Source organism: Streptomyces sp. NPDC002133, from assembly GCF_040296405.1.
Classification (GTDB): Bacteria; Actinomycetota; Actinomycetes; order Streptomycetales; family Streptomycetaceae; genus Streptomyces.
In genome coordinates, this window is the sequence record NZ_JBEOXF010000006.1 from 219751 (window position 1) to 238290 (window position 18540).

Here is an 18540-nt window from a genome sequence, read left to right on the forward strand (position 1 = left end):
ATGCCTGGGCGGGAGGTTTCGGGGCGGAGGTCCCACCGGGGCGCGCCAGTCGCCGCGCGGCCAGAGGCAGCCGCCGACCGAGAGCTTCGGCCTGTTCGGCATGGCTGAGCCCTTTAACGGTGCGAACGTGAAGAAGCGCCGGCAGAGGGTCTCCAACCAGTGGGGGATCTGCGGTCGGCCGTAGGTCACCCGTCCGGCCGAGGAGAAGTTCGGCGGTCACGCGCCGGCATCACCATGGCTGCCGCCTGTGAAACGCGGGGATCGGGCGGGTTCCGTGTTTCGTGAGTTGCTGCGAACGGGGCGACGCGTGAAAAGTACTGCTCATGAAAGAGTCCTGGGTCGTGAGCGACGACTTCAAGCGCGAGGAAGCGCACAAGCGCCCGATGTCCCCCTGTGGCGCCCGGACGGGCTCGCCGTGCCGCACCGGCAACGGCAAGGCGGCCATCCAGGACCACACCGCACCATTCCGCCTCGTGCCCCAACTGGCGAAGGCCCTCGAAGCGCCCACCCCCGCTGAGCGCAACCCCGGCTCGGTCTGGACCGATCCTCTCGTCGAACGCCTCGAGGCAGTCGCGGCGTGAACACCATCGTTACCCAGGCCATCAGTACCGGGCGGCTGGACCTGCTGCCGCTGCACGTCGACCATGCCGAGGAGATGGCCGCGGTGCTGTCCGATCCCGCCCTGCACGCGTTCACCGGCGGTACTCCGGACACCCCGCAGGCTCTGCGCTCGCGCTACCAGCGCATCACCGCCGGCTCTCCCGATCCTGCCGTCGCCTGGCTGAACTGGGTGATGCGGCTTCGCGAGGAGGCGTGCCTGGTGGGCACGGTCCAGGCGACGATCAGCCCCTCCGGCCACGGCCCCATCGCCGAGATCGCCTGGGTGGTGGGAACTCCGTGGCAGGGACGGGGCATTGCCACCGAAGCGGCCCGAGGACTCGTCGACTGGCTCAGCCGGCAGCCGGTACGGACCGTCATCGCCCATATCCACCCCGGGCATCAGGCCTCCGCCGCCGTCGCCGCGGCGGCCGGGCTCACGCCTACCGACGTATGGCACGACGGCGAGATCCGATGGAGCCGGAGTGTCGGACAATAACGACATCGTCACCGTTCGGCGCCAGGACACGGCTGACCACGGCGACGTCATCGCTGTCCTGCTGGACGGCGAGCGCACCGTAAGAATGCCGCCCAACGTCCGCTCCCGCTCACGCAGTACGGCCTTCAGGCCCCTGTCGGGGGAGTGCCGGATTCCGGCCCGGCCCGGAATCCGCCGTGATGCCAACACTGCCGCCGTCCGTGGGCCCTCCGTGATGCCAAGTCGAGAATCGGGCCGATGGACCGCGGCTCGGCGACGTCAGGAAGGCCTCCGGTTCAGGACGTGACACTGCAACCTGAGCCCTAGGCGAATGACACTGGCGGCCCATGCGCGCCGACGCGAACGTCATGTCCCCGGAGCGTCGGGTGGCTCAACCTGCCGACACGGTGAGCAGGGTCGGCACCGTCCGGATGCAAGGCCTACTGGGCTGCCCTAGCGTCTTTGCCATGGCGGAGTCCAGCGCGCAGGACAGACATGTCCACGGAGCACACGGGCGGCCTCCGACGCGGGCGGAGCGCTGGGAGGCGGCCAAGCGCTCCCCTCTCCTGCCGGCGACGGTACTCGTGTTCATCGTCGCGCTGGTCGCAGGTCTCTTCGCATGGTCGTACACCTATGCATTCGCCAATCCCATGCCGCGCAAAGTGCCGACGGCGGTGGTCGGCCCGGTGAACGCCACGCACGGCGCTGTGTTCCTGGCGGGCATGGAGAAGGCGCTGGACGCCTCCCTGGACGTTCACAGGTACGCCCGCTACGCGGGGGCCAAGGACGCGGTCGAGGAGCAGAAGGTCTTCGCGATCTTCGACGTGCGGCAGGAGCGGAAGGTGACGCTGGACGTCTCGTCCGCGTCGGGCGCATCCGTGGCAGAGCTCCTGGAACAGGCAGCGCCGGTCGTGGCAAGGGCGGTGGGGACGGACGTCGTGGTGCGGGACATCAATCCGAACCAGAGAGGCGATCCACGCGGCCTGGCGATCTTCTACATCTCGTTGGCGGCCGTGGTGGTCGGCTTCGTGGGCGCCATTCAGATGAGTGTGCACGCGAAGGCACTGAACCCCGGTGTGCGCATCGCGTTCACGCTCGCGTACTCCCTGCTGGGGGCGTTCGCGATCGCCGCGATGGTGGACTGGCTGCTCCACGCCATCGACCTGCCCTTCGTACGGGCCTGGCTGACGTTGACCCTGACCATGTTCACCGCGGGCATGGTCTTCCTGATGTTCATGGTCCTGATCGGACGGTGGGCCATCATTCCCACATGGGGCCTGATGGTCCTGATCGGCAACCCCTCCTCCGGCGGTGCGGTCTCCTGGCCGCTCCTCCCCCCGTTCCTGGGCGCCATCGGCCGTTGGCTGCCCCCGGGCGCCACCATCAGCGCCATCCACACGGAGGTCTACTTCGCCGGCCATCCGCATGCCTTCCCCTTCCTGGTCCTTGCCGGCTGGGCCCTCGTCTCCACGATCGTCTTCTGGGTCCGCGAGCACCGTCGTCCAGGAAGGCGGATCGCCGCGGCGCACTCGGCGTGAGGGCGCCGGTCACGCCGTGGTCGTGGTGACGCCGTCAGTGGAGCAGCGAGCCGAGGGGCGCGAGTCTCAGCCGAAGACCCGGGCGAGGGCGACCAGGACGGGGGCTGGCACGAAGGCCAGGCCACTCTCAGCTCCGCGTGACCCGCCGCTACGCACACGCCACGATGTACCTCACGCAGGAGGCTGACCGCCATACGAGGGAGCCTCTGGCTGCGAGCCGAGACCACGGCCGCCCCGCAGAGGACGTCGGGCAGGACAGGCCCGCGGGACTCCCGTTCCGCTGGGAGCCTCCCAGGCGTGTGCTCTTCAGGTCCGCAGGTGCGAGGCGCCGTTGAGGTCGAGGACGGCGCCTGAGGACCATTCGGCTTCAGGGGAGGCGAGCCAGAGGACGGCGGCGGCGATCTCGGAGGCCGTGGCGATGCGATGGAAAGGGCTCTGGGCCAGGATGGCCGGGCCGTCGGGACCTGTGAGGCGTGAGGCGACCCTCTCGGTGGCGAAGAAGCCGGGGGCGACGGAGGCAACGCCGATGCCGTGCGGGGCCAGGGACACCGCAAGCGACTGGCCCAGGGCATGGACCGCAGCCTTCGTCGCCCCGTAGGCCGGGTGGTCCGGTTCGCCGCGGAACGCGCCGCGAGAACCGATGTTGACGATCCGTCCGCCACCGCCCTGGTCGATCATCCGCCGCGCCGCAAGGTGGCTCAGGTTCGCCGTGGCGAGCAGGTTCACCGCCACATGCCGCTGCCAGACCGCGACCCACTCCTCGTAAGGAGTTTCCGCCAATGGGTGGCGCACGTTGACCGCCGCGTTGTTCACCAGCACGTCGACCCCGCCCAGCGCCTCGGCGGCCGAGTCCACCACGGCCGCTGCCCCCACCGGGTCCGAGAGGTCCCGGCCGATCAGGACGTGGCCCGCGCCTTCGAGGGAGCCGAGTGTTGCGCGGGCCTCATCGGCGCGTGAGCCGAAGTGGACGGCGACCCGGTCGCCGTTGGCCGCGAACGCCTGGGCCACCGCGCGGCCCAGGCCCCGCGACGCGCCGCTGACAAGGACACGCCGGCCTGAAGCGGGCAGGTTCATGGAAGTTCGGTCTTTCTGATCTACGAACGGAAAACAAGGCGGCGCCTGGAGAATTGGGGGACCACTCCGCCCCGGAGGCACAGGACACCCCGCCCAGGATCTCAGGTCACGTCGAACGCCTTCAACCAGCGGCACCTGCCCGCCGGGCGGTACGCGGCGCCCGTACGCCCGCCCCACGCCGCGCCCCGCCGGACCTGGGCGCTCCGCTGCTGGTGCAGCCCGATGGCCACCGCGACCACGCTCCAGCCCTTCCGGTCGCCCTACCGCGTCCCGGAAGCGCCCGACGTCGCCTTCCACACCGGCCTCGCACCGTGCCACGACCTGCGCGCGAAGCCCTTCCATCGCGGCGTGCGAGCGCTCCTCGACACGGGTGCGCTCGGCGAACTCCTCGATGGCGACGCCGTCCCGCCCGCCACCAGTTCCTCCGGGCAGCGCAATGCGAAAGCCGATCGCCCGCTGGAAGCTGGACGTGACAGGCGGCGCGCCGCGGCCGCCGGCGGCACGGGATCGGCGTACGGGGTGCGGGCTCGGAGTCGAAGGGAAGGGGCGCGCTCTCCGTCAGGGAGAGCACACCTCGCCGTGCGCCGGCAGTGGATCGATCACCCGATGCACACACCGATCAGACACACCTGTGGTGATGTCGGCTTGTCTCCCAAAACACCCGGCAGAAGGTCCAGCGATGTCGGGCCGGTGTCCGGGCGTTCGGTCGCAGCGGGCACGGTCGTCGCCGGGGCCGACGGTTCGGCGGTGCCAGGCTGCGTCGCCTGGGCGGGCTCGGGTGCGGTGTCCGGCGTTGCGCGCGAGACCACGGGGGATTCGGCAGCGGTTGTGGACGGCCGCCGCTCCGTCGTCGAAGAGGAAGACACAGCGACACCGGCGTCCTGCTGCCGACCGGCCGTCTGCGGCCGGCCCGTGCCGGGCTGCGGTGAAACCCGCGTGTCCGGCTGCTCCGACGGCGGTTCCACAGCCGCGGTCGAGGGCGTGGTTCCGGTGGGCTCCGGAGGTGGCGCTGCGTGTGTGCGATCGTTGGAAGGCTTGCTGGTCGGCAGCGCGGCAACGGTCAGGCCGCCGCCGACGAGCGCAACGGCCGTCGCCGCCGCGGCGCGACGCCGGTTCTTCTTCCAGCGTGCCAGTTGCCGGCGCCGAGCCGCCCGGCCCTGCCCCGTGGAGCCGACGCCTTCGAAGCCGTCGGCCGGATCCGTGTCCGACGCATCCGCCGTTGCGTCGTCGGACACGCTGTTGCCCGTCGGTGCGGCCCCGTAGATCCAGGCGTCACCGTGGTGATGAGCGTCGGGGTGGGACCCCGGAGCTGAGGCCGCCGCCGAGTGCCACGCCTGCTGCGTTCTTGCGCCGGAGACGCCGTCGTTGCGGAGGTGCCGGGAAGGCGGGGCGATGTCCGGAGCGTATGCGCCGCACCCTGGACACACGAGTGCCCCGTTGAGATTCCGGCGGCACGAGGAGCAGTAGTCCATCTGCGATCTTTCTGTGGTGACTGCGTCGCCAGGGACGCCGACGACCTGTTTCGAGTTCGCACGCGGGATCGAGCGGCCAGTAACGCTACTGGCACTGACGGAAGGCCGTGCGCAGCCTTTGTGACGCTGCTGCAAAGATTTGCCGCCTGCCCGTCGCGGTGGAACGCCAGGGGCGCCACGCCGTGAGGACCGCGCCCTGATGCCTTGTTCGGTCACGGACCTCACGTCCTTCGGACCCGCTCGTACGGAACCCGTCGGAGGCGGCGTATGTGTGCAGCGATCCCGTGGCCGAGCAGAAGGTAGGTCCTGACGGGCAGTGCGTAGTTGAGCAGGGCCCTCTTCAGGTAGGACTCGATGGTGAAGATGTCCTGGGGCCAGGGTTCGGTGGCCCGAGCCCGGACGGCGGTGACGGCTTCGTCGAAGGCGGTGTCGAAGTGGGACCAGACCATGCCGAGCCGGTCGAGGCACTTGATCCATGACGGAGCTGAAGCACCGCGGCAGGCGAGGGGAGTCGAGGACGTCTTCATGCTCGTCTGCGACGGGCTGAAGGACGCATCGCCGAGGTTGCACGTCATACCTCCTCGGCTGTCGGACCGATGTTTCACCCGCTGCGCTGTGCGGTGCAGACGGCCTGATGACCTGCGGTCCGGGGCGGCAGCACGGGGAAGTGCCGATTTCCGGTGAGACCCTTGTCTTGGGCAGGATGGGTGCCATGACCGAGATCCGCACCCCCCGCCTCATCCTCCGTCGCTGGTATGACGACGACCTCGCGCCTATGGCGGACATCAATGCGGACCCACAGGTCATGCACTGGGTCGACGACGGGTCGGTGCGCGGCCTGGACCGCACGGCGGAGGACATCGAGGGGTGGGAGGAGGAGTGGGACGAGGAGGGCTTCGGCCTCTTCGCCGTCGAGCTGCTGGCCTCGGGCGAACTGGCTGGTTTCACAGGTCTGTCCGTGCCCGAGTTCCTGCCGGAGGTGCTGCCCGCCGTCGCGATCAGCTGGCGGCTCGGCTCACAGTTCTGGGGCCAGGGATACGCATCCGAAGCCGCCCACGCCACACTGGAGTTCGCGCTCCAGGACCGCGGCCTGGACCGAGTCATCAGCATCAGCCGTGTGGGCGACGACTCCTCCGAGAACGTTGTTCGCAAGCTCGGCATGGTGCTGGAGCGCGAGACGGCACACCCGGTGTACGGCTTCCCGCTGCACGTTCACAGCATCGACCTCACCGAGTTCCACGGGTGAACCCACCGACCCGGCGGATCATCGGCCGGCACCCGCTGCCCCCTCCATTTCGTGGAGGAGGTCACCGAGCAGCCCAGGGTGGAGCGGGAACCGAGTGAGGTCACCCCCGGCAAACGCCCGGACACGGAGATCGCCGGTATCCGCGCACGCTGATCGACCGGCGGTCCACCCACCGCCCCGAGATCGAAGACGCTGGACCAGCCCAAGAGCCGAAACGCCGATCTCGCGGTTCAACGGCGGGCAGGTCGCGGACCATTGCGCGCCTTCCGATGCTCCGGGCGCTGGTCGGGGCGGACCGGTTCGTACGGGGTAATCCGTGCTCGCAGCGACTGCACCGGGGCCCCGGCGTCGGCCGTCGGTTCGGGACGTGCATCCTGGAGCCCCCGGCCGGCTCTCGCGGGCCGTGTGCAGCGGCGTCCACGGGACAGGCCGGGCGGGCGGAAACCGACCGGACCGGACACAGGAGGGCCGATTGGAACGGCACGGAAGGGTTCTCGCGTTGCTCGACGCTGCCGGCACGTTCTTCAAGCCGGAACGGCTCGCCTTTCCCGGCGCGGGCGAAAGTGACTGGGAACGCGCGGCCACCCTCGATCCTGGCGCATGAGGGCCGGACGGGACGTGGCGGCTGAACTTCTGGTGCTTCGCGATCGAGTGGCCCGGCGGGCATTGGGTCCTGGTCGACGCGGGCGTCGGGCCGGCCGAGGGCCCGGGGGCTCCGTGGTGCCCGGTACCGGGCCGGCTGCCGGAGGCGCTCGCCGAGGCCGGGATCGCGCCGGCGGACGTGGCGGCTGTCATCCTGACCCACCTGCACGAGGACCATGTGGGCTGGTCGACGACAGCTGACGGGGACCCCTTGTTCCCCCAGGCCCGCTACCTCGTCCAGCACGCGGAGACAGCTGCCCTCGATCGGTCGGACCCTGTGTGGCAGTGGGTCGTCGAACCGCTGCGCGCAACGGGACAGCTCGACGAGGTGCATGGGGAGCACCGGCTGAGGCGGGGGGTGACCCTGCTTCCCACGCCCGGACACACACCCGGCCACCAGTCCGTCCTTGTCGAACAGCCCGGCGGCCGGGACGTCGTCGTCACCGGCGACGCACTGGTGCATGCCGTCCAGTTGGGCAATCCCGCCGTCGCCTACGCCCACGAGCGTGCCCCGGACACCGCCCGCGCCTCCCGCGAGGCGCTGCTGGAGCGAGCTGCGGCACACCAGGCCCTCCTGGCACCCGCGCATCTGACCCGGGCGTTCATCGAACCGTAGAACGTCCGGGGGCACCGCGGACCACGGCACGATCGGGCCCGTGCCTGCGCCGTGGCCGCGGTCGTGCCGTGCCCGGGGACGGCGTTCGTATCCCCGGTCAGGGACCGCAGGAGCGTGTGGCCGCCTGTTCGATCAGCCGGAGGCCGCGTTGGCGATCACGGCGCAGAGCGGACGCTTGAGGCCTCCGCCGGCCTCTTCGAAGAGCGTCGCCGCCCAGGTTGACCGTGCACCTGGAACGGCTCACATCGCATCCCCTGCCGACGGCATCCGGATGACACTCACCCCGTACGGGCGGCTGCGGGCTCGAGTCGGACCACGATGCCTTTGGCGGTCGGTTGGTTGCTGGTCTCGGCCACGCTGTCCAGCGGCAACAAGACGTTGGTCTCGGGGTAGTACGCGGCGGCACAGCCGCGTGCTGTCGGGTAGTGGACCACCTCGAAGTCCTCTGCGCGGCGCTCAGCATTGTCGGCCCACACGCTCACCAGGTCGACACGCTGTCCCTCTGCCAAACCGAGTCGGGACACGTCATGTGGGTTCACCAGGACCACTCGGCGGCTTCCGTGGATGCCTCGATAGCGGTCGTTGTCCGTGTACGGGATGGTGTTCCACTGGTCGTGGGAGCGCAGTGTCTGCAGCAGCAGGTGCCCCTCGGGGGCGTGCGACATCTCCCAGGCGTTGCAGGTGAACAGGGCCTTGCCGACGGGAGTGGGATAGACCCCTTCGTTGACAGGATTGGGCAGCCTGATCCCGCCGGGCCGGGTCACCCGACGGTTGAAGTCGTGCAGTCCTTGCACGACGTGGGAGATCCGGTCACGGATGGTCCCGTAGTCGGCTTCGAACTGGTGCCATGGAATTCCGGCCTTGCCGTCGAGGGTTCGGCGGGCGAGCCGGCACAGGATGGCGACCTCGCTGAGCAGGAGCTTGGAGGCCGGCTCCAGGCGCCCGTGGGAGGTGTGCACCTCGCTCATCGAGTTCTCCACGGTGACGAACTGCTCGCCGGTGGCCTGGGTGTCCCGTTCGGTGCGGCCCAGGGTCGGCAGGATGAGCGCGGTCCGGCCGCAGACCGCGTGGGACTTGTTGAGCTTGGTGGAGATGTGGGCGGTGAGGCTGCATCGCCGCATGGCGTTCTCGGTGACGGCAGTGTCCGGAGCGGCCCGGACGAAGTTGCCCGCGACGCCGAGGAAGACCTTGATACGGCCTTCGCGCATGGCCCTGATCGAGTTCACCGAATCGAGCCCGTGGGCGCGCGGCGGGTCGAAGCCGAACTCCTTTTGCAGCGCGTCGAGGAAGGAGTCGGGCATCCGCTCCCAGATGCCCATCGTGCGGTCGCCCTGGACATTGCTGTGCCCGCGCACCGGGCAGGCCCCGGCTCCGGCCCGGCCGAGGTTTCCTCGCAGCAGCAGGAAGTTCACGATCTCCCTGACGGTGGGGACCCCGTGCCTCTGTTGCGTCACCCCCATGGCCCAGCAGACGATGACGCGGTCGCTGCGCAGGACCTCGTCCCGGACCTTCTCGATCTCTTCTCGGGTCAGTCCGGTCGCGGTGAGGACGTCTTCCCAGGCGATGGTTCGGGCGTGCTGGGCGAACTCCTCGAAGCCGCTGGTACTGGAGCGAATGAAGTCCTGGTCGAGTACGGTGCCCGGTCGGGCGTCCTCCGCCTCCAGCAGGAGTCGATTCAGGCCCTGGAACAGTGCGAGATCGCCGCCGCTGCGGATCTGAAGGAACCGATCGGCGATCTGTACACCGCGGCCGACCACCCCGCGAGCCGTCTGCGGGTTCTTGAACCGCAGCAGTCCTGCCTCCGGCAGGGGATTCACCGCGATGATACGGGCGCCGTTGCTCTTGGCCTGCTCCAGCGCGGAGAGTTGCCGCGGATGGGTGGTGCCGGGGTTCTGCCCCACAAGGAAGATCAGGTCGGCGTGGTGGATGTCCTCCAGGCTCACCGTTCCCTTGCCGGTGCCCAGGGTCTCGTGCAAGGCGAAGCCGCTGGACTCATGGCACATATTGCTGCAGTCGGGCAGATTGTTGGTGCCGAAAACCCTGGCGAAGAGCTGCAGAAGGAACGCGGCCTCGTTGCCTACCCTGCCTGACGTGTAGAAGACGGCCTCGTCGGGCGAGTCCAGCCCCTTCAGTTCCTCGGCCAGCAGCCCCATGGCGTCGTGCCAACTGATCGGCTCGTAGTGATCCGAATCCGGCCGTTTGACCATCGGTTCGGTCAGCCGGCCCCGTTGGTTGAGCCACAGGTCGGACCGTCGGCCCAATTCGGAGACCGTGTGCCTGCGGAAGAAGTCGGCCGTGATGCGCCGTGACGTCGCCTCGTCGTTGATGTGCTTGGCGCCGTTCTCGCAGTACTCGTTGAGGTGCCTGTGTCCGGGAGAGGGATCGGCCCAGGCACAACCGGGGCAATCGATTCCGTTCACCTGGTTCATGGTCAGCAGTGTCAGTCCGGTTCGCCGCACCGACGTCTCCTCCAGGGAGTACTGCAATGCATGGGTCACCGCGGGCACCCCCGCCGCCCACTTCTTGGGCGGAGTCACGGTGAGTCGTTCGTCCGGCTCTTCGCTCGGTGGCTTCTTCATCGGGCGTGTTTCTCGCTCTCGTGCGCTCAGGCAGGCGGATCAGCCGACGGGCCAGTGAGGGACCCGGCTTCTGGGTGGTTCCGGCTCCAAAGGCTGGACGTGGCCGTTGCGGACGCTTCCCCGCCAGGCCCCACCCTCTTGCCCGAGACCCTCGATGAACTCTTTGAAGTGGCCGAGTTCGGCCCGGACCACACGACGCGTGAAACCGGGGGCATGGGTAAGGCGGCCCGTGACTCCGTGAGGTGTGACGTGCATGCGTACGAATACCGCGGTACGGTCCGATGCGGTCGCGCGGAACGACACCTCGCCCCGGTGGTGGGAACACCGGTCCAGGCTCCGCCACGCCACGAGAGAGTCGGGCCGCTGCTCCACGATTTCCGCCTCGAACTCGTGTCGCATCGGGCCGAACCCGATCACCCAACGGGTGAGATTGGGGCGGATCTGCTCGACGCTCTTCACCACGGACATGAACCGCGGAAAGCTCTTGAACTGCGTCCACTGGTTGTAGGCGGTACGCACCGGTACCGCGATTTCAATTGTCTCTTCAACGGTATGCATGGCCCACCTGTCTTCAGGCGCTGCTGTTCTCAGTGTCACCGTCTGCCTGGCGGGCCGCCATGTGAATTCATACAACGCTACGGTTGGTTCCCCGGCGGGTGGCGCGTCAACCGACATTGCTCTATGCTGCGGACCTTTTCCTTCGCCCGGCGCAATACGGCGTTTCACTTCTCAGCCGCTCAGTCTCACCTGGTCCGAATGCGGTAAGCCGCCGAACAATACGGCCCCGCCCTCCGGAACCCAGCCCCGACCAGTACGGAACCCGAGTTGTCCGCGGTTGACACGACGCTGCCCGAAGGATGCATCGGACATCCCTCCGAGTGAGCGGCCGCGCGTCCGCACGATCGGGGTGCGGTCTCCGCGTGCGGCGGCGCCATGGAGGAGCCGGCTCGTCTTCGAAGACGAGCCGACATACACGGGCCGCGGCGAGTTGACGGCGAAGAAGACGAACAGGGCGGCGCCGTGCCTGCCGGGGTCGTAGACGCCCTGGCGGGGGCCCGGCCAGAGCATGAACCTGCGCGGCCTTGAGCGGTTCGGCTCAGATGCCGAGGAACACGATCGCGTGGGGCGGAGATGCCGCGATAGGTGAAGGCCCGTGGGGTGCGGTGTCAGGCCCGCTCCCCACGGGCTGCTGGGGGATGCCTGCTATGCGGCGGTGATGCGGATGACGGCCTGTCGCGTCAGTTCCCGGCGGTGAGGCGAGGTGTCCAGGGCGCGGTGCAGGGTCAATCCCTCGATCAATGCGTCCAGTTGGCGGGCGGTGTCTGCGTCGAAGTGCTGTTCCAGCAGGTGACGGCTGCGCTGCATCCACTGGTGGGTCAGCTGCCGGTATTCCGGGTGGCGAGCGGCGAGGGTGTAGAGCTCCTGGGCGAGGATGAGATCGCGGCGAGGCCCGTCGGAGAGAGCGTGTACGAGGTCGGTGACGGCTTCGCGGGCCTGCTCGGCGCTGCGTGCTCGGCTGAGGTGTTCCTCGAAGACAGCCACGATGTGGTTGGCGAAGCGTGTGAAGGCTTGTCGTAGCAAATCGTCGATGCCGGTGAAGTGGTAGGTCATCGACCCGAGGGGCACGTCGGCGCGGGTGGCGATCTTGCGGTGGGAGACGCCCGCGACTCCCTCGTCGGCGATCAGATCGAGCGTGGCGGCGAGGATCCGTTCGCGTCGCTGCGGATCGGTGTGTCCAGTGGCCATGAGGGGGCGCCTAGACGTTGCGTACAGGGCGGGCGGGGTTGCCGACCGCGACGACGTTGGCAGGCACGTCCTTGGTCACCACTGCCCCGGCGCCGATGACGGCGTTGTCGCCGATGGTGACTCCGGGGCACACGATGGCCCCGCCGCCGAGCCAGACGTTGTCCCCGATGGTGATGGGGCGCGCGGCTTCGAGCTTGTCGCGCCGGGGCTCCGGTTCGACGGGGTGGGTGGGAGTGAGGAGTTGGACGTTCGGGCCGATCTGGCAGTCCGCGCCGATGGTGATCCGTGCGACGTCCAGCGCGGTGAGGTTGTAGTTGACGAAGGTGCGGGCCCCGATGGTGATGTTGGTGCCGTAGTCGACGTACAGCGGCGGCCGTACGTCGACGCCCTCGCCCACCGAGGCGAGCAGGTCGGCCAGGATCGGCCTGGCCCCGTCGGCGTCCTCGATGTAGGCGACCTGGTAGCGGGCGGCCAGTCTCATGGCGCGCTGCTGTCGCCGGGCGATCTCCGGGTCATCGGCGATGTACAAGTCACCCTCGAGCATGCGCTGCAGGTTCGTGCGCGGGTCGTCAGCGAAGTAGTCCATCGGCATGCGTACGATCGTACACTCTTGAATGTACGAGCGTACACTCTTCCTGGCCAGGGCATGTGGCGCCGGCCACAGCGAGGCGCGCGTCTGCCACCGAATCCGCAGGCGCCGAGAAGCCTGCAGCCACGCCAAGGTCCGCTGACCACCCGGCGGTAGGTGTCCGGGCCGGTGCCAGGCCGGGTGCCGCGGCGGGCAATGGCCACTGGATGCCGATGTACAGCCCGTAAGCATCCCGCACAGCACCTCGCGGTCCGGCAGCGGTCTCCGGCCTTGGATGTCGGAAGCGTCGCTCGCGACGCTGCAGAAGCGACTCCGGACGGTCCCAAAGCGAATCCGACGCGACCGACAGCGACGTCCCTCCGGCTCATGGCCGACCTGCTCCGGCAGATCGATTGTCCGTCGCCGGAGGGCGTCCCCGAGACGGTCGCTTGCGTCGCCTCAGCTCCGAGGCACGTCCACCTCACCGAGATCACCATCCTGCCCACCGAGCAGGCCATCCGAATACTCCCGCCTGCAGTCACCGCCACTCAGAGTGACGGACACGGTGGGTGTGACGCACCTGGGGAAAGCGCAGCCTGGTTGCCCCGGCGAGACCGATCGACGCTGGTGTCCGCAAGCCGTTGCGCACAGGCCCACCGCACCTTCGCGAGGAAGAGGACATCCCATGAACGTCAACGACACCACCAGCGTCGCCGTGCTCGACCGGCTCCGGCGCCAGTCCGCCGACCCAAGGCGACGCATCCTGTTCACCGGCGCGACCATCGTCACGATGGATCCGGACCTCGGCGTTCTGGACCGCGGTGACCTGCTCGTCGAAGGCAACACCATCACCGCCGTCGGACCCGACCTCAGCGCAGACGACGCCGTGGTCGTCGACGCCACCGGCGCGATCCTCGCCCCCGGCTTCGTGGACACCCACCGGCACGCCTGGGAGGCCCAACTGCGAAGGATCATGCCGGACGTCGACGACCTCGGCGGCTACGTGATGACCACCCTGGCCGGCTACGCCACCGTCTACCGGCCCCAGGACATGTACATCGGCACCAAGCTGGCCGCCCTGACCGCGATCGACAGCGGCATCACCTGCATGCTCGACTTCTCCCACAACTCCCGTACCCCCGAGCACTCCGACGCCGCCATCCAGGCCCTCCTCGACACCGGCATTCGCGGTGTGCACGCCTCCATGGGCCCGCACTTCGGCGACTGGGACCGGCAGTGGCCCGGCGACCTGACCCGGCTCAAGAACCAGTACTTCAGCAGCAACGACCAGCTGCTGACCCTGCGCGTGGCCACCCTGGCCACCGACGAGATCGCCGGGCCCGCGCTGGCCTACGGCCCCGGCCTTGCCCGCGTCGCAAAGGACCTGGGTGTCGGAGTGAGCGTGGACGCCGTCTTCGGCACATCGTCCTCCGAGGCCGTGCTGCACTGGGCCAAGGACGGCATCCTCGGCCCGGACGTCACCCTCATCCACGCAACCGGCCTGACGGCTGAGGCCTGGCAGGCGATGGGGGAGACCGGCACCACCGTGGCGCTCGCCCCCACGTCCGACGCGCAGATCGGTCTGGAGACCGCGATCCCCGCCGTCGACGAAGCCCTGGCCGCCGGCATCCGACCGGGACTGAGCATCGACGTCGAAGTTGCCCTGGCCAGCGACATGTTCACCCAGATGCGAGCCCTGCACGCCATCCAGCGGATGCGCGCCGTCAACGCCGCCTATGGCACGGACCAGCAGCCCCCGCGCATCAGCACGCGTGACGTGCTGGACTTCGCCACGCTCCAAGGAGCCCGCACCAACGGCCTTGAGGCCGTGACCGGTTCACTCACCCCCGGCAAGAAGGCCGACCTGCTGGTCATCCAGGCCGAAGACCTCAACAACATGCCCCTCAACGACCCCGTCGCCACCGTGGTACTGGGCTCGGACGCTCGGAACATCAGCGCCGTCCTCGTCAACGGCGAGCCCCGCAAGTGGAACGGCCAGGTCCTCGACGTCGACCTGCCCGACCTGCGCAGCCGGGTGCACGCCTCGCGCGAGTACGTCCTGAACACCACCACCGACTGAGAGCCCCCTTCAGCCGCAGCGCCCCCGCGCCCGGCAGAACGGGTGACGGGCACCCAGGAACTGCCGCGCCTGGATGCGCACCGCATCAGCCGCGAATCCGACATCAGGCTGTGCGGACCAAAGCACCTGAGACCCAACAACGACCGAAGCAGGAACTGCCATGACAAACACCACCACCACCACAACCACAGCTCCGCGCCGCAACAACACTGTCCTGCGCGAGCTGAGACACCCGCAGGGCCGACCTCTGCTGCTGACCGGCGGCACTGTCTTCACCGGCAACCCGCTGATGGGCGACTGGCACGAAGCCGACGTCCTCATCGGCGGCTCGCTGATCGTGGGAGTCGGCCCGGGCCTGCTGACCGCAGCGGGCGACGACGACATGATCGTCATCGACTGTGCGGGCACCCTCGTCCTTCCCGCCACAACCGACTTCACCGAGCCCCACAAGAGCGGCACCCTCACCCCGGGCGAGGCCGCCGACATCGCCGTCCTCCGGCTGGCCGACGCCCCCGGAACCCCGGCCGGCGCGGTCCCGGCCCGCGGCACGCACCTCGACATCCTGGTCACCGGAGGCCAGGTCCGCCTCTGGAACGGCCGTCCTCTGGACGATGCCCTCGCCGCTGCCACGCCGGACGAGGCACCCGCCTACGACCCAGCACACCCCTATCTCGGCATGTGGGTCGACGAGAACGACTTCGTACGCCAGGAACTGCTGCCCAACGGACGCTACGACGAGGCACGAGGCGATCGCCCCAGCGCCTACCAGGGCCGCTACTGGATCAACGGCACCCGCATCGACTACCTCGGCTTCTGGGCCTTCGGCGAGTTCCAGGACGGCATCCTGCACCACGCCGGATATCGCTTCACCCGGCGCTGACCCTCTGAACGCGCTGGCGTGACCGCGCCCACCGCCACTGGGCGCGGTCACGCGCACGGCCAACCAGACGCCATCACCGGAGCAACCTCATGCCGCACCCCACCACCGCCCCGTCATCCCGACTGGAGGCGGGCACCAGCCGACCGTGGGCACCCACGACCAGCACCGTCACCTTGCTGACCGCGGTCGGCGTCCTGGTCGTCGGCCAGATGTACACCGTCCTGGCCCTGCTCGACCCGATGGCCGTCTCGCTCACCACCACACCGGACAGAGTCACCTGGACCGCCACCGCGTTCGGCTTCGCCTACGCGGCAGGATTCCTCCTCTCCGGCCCCCTCTCGGACCGCTACGGCCCGCGCACAGTGATCACGGTCGGACTCCTTGCAGCCACGGCCACCACTGCGGCCGTCAGCGCCGCACCCAAACTCTGCTGGGCGGACACACGGCGCTCCTGGCTGCAGCCCTCCTGCTGTTCGTAGCCGCCGTCGCCGCCGCGGCACAGGCCATCGTCGAGATTGTCAACGCCTCAGCACCACACGCACGGGGAGCCGCCGTCGCCCTCTACGCCTTCAGCATGTTCATCGGCGCAAGCCTCGGCCCGCAGCTGACCGGTGCCTTCACGAGCCAGGAATTCGACGGCATCCTGCGCGCCGCCGCCGCAGCACTCGTCCTGGGCGCCATCCTGGCTCTCCCGACACTGCGCCACCGAGGCTCTCGGTGACCATGCCTGCTCGGCCGTGCGAGGGCAGGACTGCCGAAGCAGCCCCACTCAACTTCGAACACGTCGCCGTGTGCTCGGCGATCCTCCTCGAGCAGTGCACTTCGTGTCCGCGCCACCCCGGAAAGAGCGCCACGTGGTTGCCCTCGTTTCCATGCGTCCCGTCTGGCCGGCGGCCATGAATCCGGAATGATCACGATCCGCATGACCGTGATCGAACACCGGCGACAGACAGGAGCACGACAGATCTGAGGGGGTCAGTTCTTCCTGGGTGCAACGCACCCACGCCGAGGGGTGCTGCCGCGATCCATAGTCCGGGTGATCGCAGAGGACCGAGCCTCGTGACCGGAGACCGGAGACCGGAGACCGGAGACCGCAGACCGCAGACCGCCCCGGCCGGCCCCCTTCGGTCGGGGCTCGCGGACATGCCATCCGGAGCTGCAGGTAGCCCGGCCCGAGCCGACCGACACCATGGGGATCGCTGTGACAACAGCCTTCATGTGGCGAGCACTTGGACGTTTGGCCGACAGCCACGGCCAATAACCTGTTCGCCTTGCCTGGTGGCGCCTGCCGGGTGCGGCGGCGGTATCCGTTGCCTGGGACTGCTTCTCCCAGGAAATCCTCGGCCTTCCTGCCGATCAGGCATCTGGGCAGACTCGAAGTTACCGGCGGTGGGCGCAGTCTTCGAGCGCTCAGCCGGGGCAACGAACCAACCGTACAGACCAGCCAGCTCCGAGAGTGGGCTCCTCCATGAGAATCCTGACCACACGTTCGGATCCCGCCTACGGCAGGAAACCAATGAACTCCCCGCACCGTCCGGGCCCGGACGGCCCTCCGCCGGCGATGCGCAGTGACGAGCAGTGGCTGGTGGGCTTCCGTTTCCGGACTGCCACCGGCACGCTGATGCGCCACTACTACGTAGTTCCCCGGGCTCCAGATGGTGAGCATGCCACGCAGTTGGCAGCCCAACGAGCCCGCAGTGCGGGGGAGCACGCGAGGCGAGCGTTCGCCGGAGTCGACGAACGTTGGACAGAGGTCCAGCGACTACGGCGCAGCGCCATTGGTGACTGGCGCCTGACCGAAGCAACCTGGCGACGTGATTCGGATCGGTCCGTCGGCATCGCGCCTCCTGCGCGACATGGGGCAGCGTAGCGGCGGCGGACCCTGCATCATGAGGCTCCTTGTGCGGCGCCGAGGACGACTCCGCGGCCGGCGTAGAAGCGGTCGAGGTCCGTCCAGGACAGGGCGTGGAACTCCTGGGACTGTCCGGGCAGGCCGGACGGGTTGTGCAGCAGGATCCCGCGGGCGCCGGAGCCGACGGCGAGCACCAGGTGCCCGCCGCGTCCGGCCGGTGCCGGATCAAGCGTGCGGATGGTCTTGTGTACGGACAGCAGCAGCAGACTTCCCCGTGCGACCTCGGCATCGATCTCCTCGGCCGCCAGCTCGGGCCGCGCCTCGGCATGCAGTCCCCACCGGCTCCTGACCCAGTCGGCGAACGGCGCGTGGATCAGGCCCTTCACGGTCGTCTCCCCGGTGCGCTCGTATGCGCCGGCGGCAAGGGCTTCGCGCAGCAGTGGTACGGATGGCGGTACCGGATGACCCCAGAAGTCCAGGGCCATCCGCAGGCAGGCCATCCCGCACATGCGCGGCGCCCAGAACGCGTACTCCTCACGGCTGTCGGCGCCGGACTTCTGCCAGAGCGGGTCGTCGGCCGCCGACCTGGCGCCGGTGACGAATTCGGGAACCAGGTCGGCGGACTCCCACTGCGAGTAGTACGGGACACGGTGCATGGTCATGGAGCCAGTCATGGCCCCACAGTCTGCTACGGCATCGAGGCGGGCCTCATGAACGCCGTGTCCAACACGTGCACGATCAGGTCCTCGGACGAGATGTCAGCCGCACGGGCCAGCGTGGCGAGGTTTCCGAACTCGGACAAGCCGGACACGGTGTCGATCTCGCGGCTTCGGCGGAGGCGGCCGGTCCGGGCCGATCGGGGAGAGTCGCCCCAGAAAGGGACTGGCGCGACACCTGAACCTCGAACCCAACACCCGCACCGGGACAAGACGCTCTTTGAGACACAGGGACTCGCGGTCGCCGACGCTGGAGGCTGAAGCACATGAATTGGTGCCTGGCGCGTACCGAACACCTGAGGGGCCCGTCTCCCCGAGCGGCCGTGAGGGCCCGAACAGCCGACGGTTCGGGCCCTCAAACGCGTATCCGCGGGGACGGAGTTCAGTCACGCGTTGCCAGGCTCAACGGCGCTGCGTCCTCGGCAGTTACGGCGCCGGCGACTCGGATGACCTTTC

Annotated in this window: 19 protein-coding genes and 1 pseudogene; 10 read left to right on the forward strand and 10 right to left on the reverse strand. The window is 68.9% G+C overall.

Annotated features, from left to right (window positions below; genetic code table 11):
* The first annotated feature begins 323 nt into the window (after positions 1–323).
* The 3 genes from ABT078_RS10450 to ABT078_RS10460 all read left to right on the forward strand — a co-directional run bounded on the left by ABT078_RS10450 (position 324) and on the right by ABT078_RS10460 (position 2613).
* Positions 324–581 carry a zinc finger domain-containing protein gene (locus ABT078_RS10450; protein WP_351225934.1) on the forward strand — a complete coding sequence of 86 codons (258 nt, stop codon included), beginning with the start codon at positions 324–326 and terminating at the stop codon, positions 579–581.
* Positions 578–1096 carry a GNAT family N-acetyltransferase gene (locus ABT078_RS10455; RefSeq protein WP_351225936.1) on the forward strand — a complete coding sequence of 173 codons (519 nt, stop codon included), beginning with the start codon at positions 578–580 and terminating at the stop codon, positions 1094–1096. Before ABT078_RS10450 ends, ABT078_RS10455 begins: the two co-directional genes overlap by 4 nt.
* Positions 1097–1542: 446 nt before the next feature.
* A complete protein-coding gene (locus ABT078_RS10460) occupies positions 1543–2613 on the forward strand; it encodes an ABC transporter permease (protein WP_351225938.1) in 1071 nt (356 codons plus the stop codon).
* A gap of 306 nt (positions 2614–2919) precedes the next feature.
* Here ABT078_RS10460 and ABT078_RS10465 read toward each other — a convergent pair whose 3' ends face one another.
* From ABT078_RS10465 to ABT078_RS10475, 4 genes are all read right to left on the reverse strand, one after another.
* Complete coding sequence (locus ABT078_RS10465; RefSeq protein ID WP_351225940.1) at positions 2920–3687, reverse strand: SDR family NAD(P)-dependent oxidoreductase; 768 nt, start codon at positions 3685–3687, stop codon at positions 2920–2922.
* Positions 3688–3788: 101 nt separating this feature from the next.
* Positions 3789–3926 (reverse strand): hypothetical protein, encoded by a 138-nt coding sequence (locus ABT078_RS10470; RefSeq protein ID WP_351225942.1) that lies wholly within the window; start codon positions 3924–3926, stop codon positions 3789–3791.
* A 360-nt stretch (positions 3927–4286) separates the two neighbouring features.
* The gene (locus tag ABT078_RS42630; RefSeq protein ID WP_502981198.1) at positions 4287–5159 is read right to left on the reverse strand and encodes an SCO2400 family protein; all 873 of its coding nucleotides are present in this window, start codon (positions 5157–5159) and stop codon (positions 4287–4289) included.
* A gap of 221 nt (positions 5160–5380) precedes the next feature.
* The gene (locus ABT078_RS10475; protein WP_351225944.1) at positions 5381–5734 is read right to left on the reverse strand and encodes a hypothetical protein; all 354 of its coding nucleotides are present in this window, start codon (positions 5732–5734) and stop codon (positions 5381–5383) included.
* Positions 5735–5871: 137 nt separating this feature from the next.
* On the opposite strand from ABT078_RS10475, the gene ABT078_RS10480 reads away from it, so the two are divergent.
* From ABT078_RS10480 to ABT078_RS10490, 3 genes are all read left to right on the forward strand, one after another.
* Positions 5872–6405 (forward strand): GNAT family N-acetyltransferase, encoded by a 534-nt coding sequence (locus ABT078_RS10480; protein WP_351225946.1) that lies wholly within the window; start codon positions 5872–5874, stop codon positions 6403–6405.
* A 472-nt stretch (positions 6406–6877) separates the two neighbouring features.
* Positions 6878–7009 carry a hypothetical protein gene (locus ABT078_RS10485; protein WP_351225948.1) on the forward strand — a complete coding sequence of 44 codons (132 nt, stop codon included), beginning with the start codon at positions 6878–6880 and terminating at the stop codon, positions 7007–7009.
* A gap of 42 nt (positions 7010–7051) precedes the next feature.
* Positions 7052–7663, forward strand: coding sequence for an MBL fold metallo-hydrolase (locus ABT078_RS10490; RefSeq protein WP_351226028.1), 612 nt, complete (start codon positions 7052–7054; stop codon positions 7661–7663).
* Between the two features lie 278 nt (positions 7664–7941).
* Here ABT078_RS10490 and ABT078_RS10495 read toward each other — a convergent pair whose 3' ends face one another.
* The 5 genes and pseudogenes from ABT078_RS10495 to ABT078_RS42635 form a co-directional block, all read right to left on the reverse strand.
* Entirely contained in the window at positions 7942–10242 is a 2301-nt protein-coding gene (locus ABT078_RS10495; RefSeq protein WP_351225950.1) for an FdhF/YdeP family oxidoreductase, read from the reverse strand.
* Positions 10243–10281: 39 nt separating this feature from the next.
* Positions 10282–10800: an SRPBCC family protein gene (locus ABT078_RS10500; protein WP_351225952.1), complete on the reverse strand. Its 519-nt coding sequence runs from the start codon at positions 10798–10800 to the stop codon at positions 10282–10284.
* A 645-nt stretch (positions 10801–11445) separates the two neighbouring features.
* On the reverse strand, positions 11446–11988 hold the full coding sequence (locus ABT078_RS10505) for a TetR/AcrR family transcriptional regulator (RefSeq protein ID WP_351225954.1): 543 nt from the start codon (positions 11986–11988) through the stop codon (positions 11446–11448).
* Between the two features lie 10 nt (positions 11989–11998).
* Positions 11999–12580: a sugar O-acetyltransferase gene (locus ABT078_RS10510; RefSeq protein ID WP_351225956.1), complete on the reverse strand. Its 582-nt coding sequence runs from the start codon at positions 12578–12580 to the stop codon at positions 11999–12001.
* 140 nt (positions 12581–12720) lie between these two features.
* Positions 12721–12926 (reverse strand): annotated as a pseudogene (locus tag ABT078_RS42635) (IS5/IS1182 family transposase); the annotation flags it as partial.
* 315 nt (positions 12927–13241) lie between these two features.
* Between ABT078_RS42635 and ABT078_RS10520 the strand changes: the two are divergent.
* The 4 genes from ABT078_RS10520 (at position 13242) to ABT078_RS10535 (ending at position 16237) form a co-directional block, all read left to right on the forward strand.
* A complete protein-coding gene (locus ABT078_RS10520; protein WP_351225958.1) occupies positions 13242–14636 on the forward strand; it encodes an amidohydrolase family protein in 1395 nt (464 codons plus the stop codon).
* A 160-nt stretch (positions 14637–14796) separates the two neighbouring features.
* Positions 14797–15516, forward strand: coding sequence for an Atu4866 domain-containing protein (locus tag ABT078_RS10525; RefSeq protein WP_351225960.1), 720 nt, complete (start codon positions 14797–14799; stop codon positions 15514–15516).
* Positions 15517–15605: 89 nt separating this feature from the next.
* Entirely contained in the window at positions 15606–15995 is a 390-nt protein-coding gene (locus tag ABT078_RS10530) for an MFS transporter (protein ID WP_351225962.1), read from the forward strand.
* A gap of 95 nt (positions 15996–16090) precedes the next feature.
* Positions 16091–16237 (forward strand): hypothetical protein, encoded by a 147-nt coding sequence (locus ABT078_RS10535; RefSeq protein ID WP_351225964.1) that lies wholly within the window; start codon positions 16091–16093, stop codon positions 16235–16237.
* A gap of 1166 nt (positions 16238–17403) precedes the next feature.
* On the opposite strand, the gene ABT078_RS10540 is transcribed toward ABT078_RS10535, so the two are convergent.
* Complete coding sequence (locus ABT078_RS10540) at positions 17404–18030, reverse strand: cysteine peptidase family C39 domain-containing protein (RefSeq protein WP_351225966.1); 627 nt, start codon at positions 18028–18030, stop codon at positions 17404–17406.
* Positions 18031–18540: the final 510 nt, after the last annotated feature.

Bases quoted from the DNA above. Each gene is read 5' to 3' on its own strand.
- ABT078_RS10450 (WP_351225934.1), top strand. From the start codon at position 324: ATGAAAGAGTCCTGGGTCGTGAGCGACGACTTCAAGCGCGAGGAAGCG.
- ABT078_RS10460 (WP_351225938.1), top strand. From the start codon at position 1,543: ATGGCGGAGTCCAGCGCGCAGGACAGACATGTCCACGGAGCACACGGG.
- ABT078_RS10465 (WP_351225940.1), bottom strand. From the start codon at position 3,687: ATGAACCTGCCCGCTTCAGGCCGGCGTGTCCTTGTCAGCGGCGCGTCG.
- ABT078_RS42630 (WP_502981198.1), bottom strand. From the start codon at position 5,159: ATGGACTACTGCTCCTCGTGCCGCCGGAATCTCAACGGGGCACTCGTG.
- ABT078_RS10475 (WP_351225944.1), bottom strand. From the start codon at position 5,734: ATGACGTGCAACCTCGGCGATGCGTCCTTCAGCCCGTCGCAGACGAGC.
- ABT078_RS10480 (WP_351225946.1), top strand. From the start codon at position 5,872: ATGACCGAGATCCGCACCCCCCGCCTCATCCTCCGTCGCTGGTATGAC.
- ABT078_RS10495 (WP_351225950.1), bottom strand. From the start codon at position 10,242: ATGAAGAAGCCACCGAGCGAAGAGCCGGACGAACGACTCACCGTGACT.
- ABT078_RS10500 (WP_351225952.1), bottom strand. From the start codon at position 10,800: ATGCATACCGTTGAAGAGACAATTGAAATCGCGGTACCGGTGCGTACC.
- ABT078_RS10505 (WP_351225954.1), bottom strand. From the start codon at position 11,988: ATGGCCACTGGACACACCGATCCGCAGCGACGCGAACGGATCCTCGCC.
- ABT078_RS10510 (WP_351225956.1), bottom strand. From the start codon at position 12,580: ATGCCGATGGACTACTTCGCTGACGACCCGCGCACGAACCTGCAGCGC.
- ABT078_RS10520 (WP_351225958.1), top strand. From the start codon at position 13,242: ATGAACGTCAACGACACCACCAGCGTCGCCGTGCTCGACCGGCTCCGG.
- ABT078_RS10525 (WP_351225960.1), top strand. From the start codon at position 14,797: ATGACAAACACCACCACCACCACAACCACAGCTCCGCGCCGCAACAAC.
- ABT078_RS10530 (WP_351225962.1), top strand. From the start codon at position 15,606: ATGCCGCACCCCACCACCGCCCCGTCATCCCGACTGGAGGCGGGCACC.
- ABT078_RS10535 (WP_351225964.1), top strand. From the start codon at position 16,091: ATGTTCATCGGCGCAAGCCTCGGCCCGCAGCTGACCGGTGCCTTCACG.
- ABT078_RS10540 (WP_351225966.1), bottom strand. From the start codon at position 18,030: ATGACCATGCACCGTGTCCCGTACTACTCGCAGTGGGAGTCCGCCGAC.